3 protein-coding genes are annotated in these 2,794 nt (G+C 41.3%); all 3 read right to left on the reverse strand.

Annotated elements, in window-relative coordinates; translation table 11 throughout:
- Positions 1–60: 60 nt before the first annotated feature.
- Positions 61–390 (reverse strand): MobC family plasmid mobilization relaxosome protein, encoded by a 330-nt coding sequence (locus tag BCT34_RS22635; RefSeq protein ID WP_076650765.1) that lies wholly within the window; start codon positions 388–390, stop codon positions 61–63.
- Positions 391–1,805: 1,415 nt separating this feature from the next.
- On the reverse strand, positions 1,806–2,162 hold the full coding sequence (locus tag BCT34_RS22640) for a GFA family protein (protein ID WP_076650762.1): 357 nt from the start codon (positions 2,160–2,162) through the stop codon (positions 1,806–1,808).
- Positions 2,163–2,324: 162 nt separating this feature from the next.
- The gene (locus BCT34_RS22645; RefSeq protein ID WP_076650763.1) at positions 2,325–2,576 is read right to left on the reverse strand and encodes a hypothetical protein; all 252 of its coding nucleotides are present in this window, start codon (positions 2,574–2,576) and stop codon (positions 2,325–2,327) included.
- Positions 2,577–2,794 lie beyond the last annotated feature (218 nt).

The following is a 2,794-nucleotide window of genomic DNA, read 5'->3' on the forward strand; positions in this document are numbered from 1 at the left end:
TCTTTTCCTAGTAAATAATCGACGGGTCCCGATCCTCTACCTGCGCCCCTAGCATGAAATTTAACTATCATCTTTCGCGTTCTCCATCCTCATTAGATTCAGCTCACGCTGAAGACTCGATAACGCAGCAATGATTTGAACTCGATCAACCGGCTTCCAATCTTGACTGTGAAGAGCTCGTGCAATTTGATTTAGGTTATTGCCCATTCCAGAAAGCTGCCTCAACAAGGCCGGATCGACATTGGGAACTTGATTCGCTCGGGGGAATTTTGCCCCTAAGCAATATTCACGCATCCATTCAGCAAGTCGAGGTTTTGGACTTCGCTCCATTAATGCTGAGTACTCATCATCGGTTGCTCTGATTTTTATTATCTTCTCTCGTTTATCCACGAAAAATTCTCCTAGCCGCTGAGGGAAGTTAGCTCGGAACGAGGTCACTTCTCGAAGTGGTTAACTGGGGTAAAGGGGGCGTTAGCGCCCCTTTCCAGCTCACAGAGAAACGAGCGTAGCGAGTGCACTCTGTGTATGCTGGCTTAAAACAAAAGCGCGCGGTCAGGTTAGCATAAATTTTAGGCTGAAATCAGTTAAGATTTTAAGTAGAGGAGTGAACCACTTTAAGGTTTTAAATGGCTTTAATAGCTTTCGGAGTTCTGACGCGCTTCGCTTGTCGGATTTGCAAAAGCTCTACATGCAAGCATATAGCAGCTCTCACAAATCTGAATGAATCACTCTATATAACAACGTGGCGAATATACGCTTGAGTGGAGGGAGTATTTTGATTTGTGTATAGGGGGTCTATCCCTAGGCTGTTGACCTAAAGATATAAGTTTGACCACCATTACACAAATTCGTCTATACGCCGTCGTTTCGGTCGTACCCGTCAATGCGGCTAGAGTCATAATACTGCTCTAACTCGACAACTAAACTCTGTATTGAGCACCATTCGCCTGTTGCCGACTGAGACCTTAATACCGCATGGGTGTCTTAGCGTGTTGGTTTAGGCTGCTTGTGTGAATGGTCAATCCCGCGACTTATGGAATCACTTCCATTGTCTTTCTCAAGCTAGAATACAATCTTGCCGAACGATTCAATACCGGACAAACGTAACGCTAGGAGTTAACCACTGCACGATAGTTTCAATCCACAACCAAAAGGTTTTCGGTAAAGGGTTATAAACAAAATTGCAGTTAAGAGGGATGACTTGGAGTGGCGCAGTATTGAAAGGGCTAGCGTACATGGGCTACAATCTCATTACTGGTGCAATCCACTGAGCTTTAACAACTCAATGCATCTTGGAATCATTAGCCTTGCAGGGCTTTTAATTCTGTTGGTGATAGCTTATTTCTGTCAGCTATCATCACAACTTAACCTCTGTAGGATAGTTATCTAGCGATTGAGTATCAAGAGGTTATGGCTACAAAATGCGTAAGCGTGATGTAGTGACCGCATTTTTATGTGGTCGCCCCCATTCAAAAAGGCAGCCCTAGGGCTGCCTTTTTTCGTTTCATTACCATCTAAGAGCTTGGTTCGCACTAAGTGGCGTTACGTTAAACAAGGGGAAAATGTACACGTCTTAAATCTGAACTATACTCATAAAGCAGCAATGATACGTTTTTATTCCTTTAACAAAAAAGCCTCCGAATTAAAAGGCATTTATCTAACAACGTCATCAATAGACAACCAGAGCATTAAGATTCTGTTACCTTAGCTAGGATTCATCTGCGCAACGAAGAACGGCTCCTAATCGGGAGCCGTTCTTGTGTCTAAATCTCAGTTCGCACTAAGTGCCATTACGTTAAATAGATCTAGCTTAGCTCATAAAAGCTAGGTTTTTCTTCTGTGAAAATTTGCTTAGTCAAACTAAAACTAGATGTATCTTCAAAAAGTCCTGTTGATACCATATAAGTACTATCGGGTTTATAGAAAAAGTAGAGTGATGAACCGCAATTAGAGCAAAACGCACGTTCTCCATGGTCCGACGATTGATGAATCTTAATAGAATCAACTCCGTCCAAAGCTATTGATTCCCCTGCATTAAAAGGCATGAACGCTCCTGATGCCCACCTGCGACATGATTGACAATGACAAGCCAATACCTCACCGGTTACACTCTCTACGGTTAACGAAACATTCCCACAAAGACACTTTCCTGTATTAGCCATCTGATAATTCCTAAAAATATAAAGTGTTAATTTTATTCATTGCATAAAAAAATGAAAGGAACTGTTCTTTATTTTTCACATTCCCACAAGAACGGCTACCGAAAGGTAGCCGTTCTTGTGTCTGAATCTGTGTGCGCACTAAGTGCAGTTACGTTAAATAGTTCAAAATTGACCTTTTAATACTACATACATCATCAAAGAATTCAGGAGTACGCTAAAAAAAACAACTGCATAAAGTTTATGAGACCATTTATCTTCAATCTTTTTTATTTTTGTCACTAAAAAAGACTTAGATACAGGATCACTCTCACTTATTGCTTGGTTAATTCCCATAGCAATGGCTGTCGCTTTTTTCTCGGGAACCCCAGACTCAACAAGACTCTTAGTCAATGTAGGAACATCAACAATAATCATATCTCCTAACCTTTCCTCTAGTTAATTATCTGACTTAAATTACTAGGAAAGAGCTTAGATTCACATCAAAATCCGGTGTTCATTATTCCTATTATGGTAAATGCACGAGTTTACTATCATAAACTCCCATCAGAGCGCCTCAGAAGCGCCAGACAGACTTTATAAGCACTTACTACGCTCTACTAACCCACAAATGGAGCTGTAAGTTTGTGACGCTT

The sequence above is a fragment of the Vibrio sp. 10N.261.45.E2 genome (assembly GCF_002875705.1).
Lineage (GTDB): Bacteria > Pseudomonadota > Gammaproteobacteria > Enterobacterales > Vibrionaceae > Vibrio.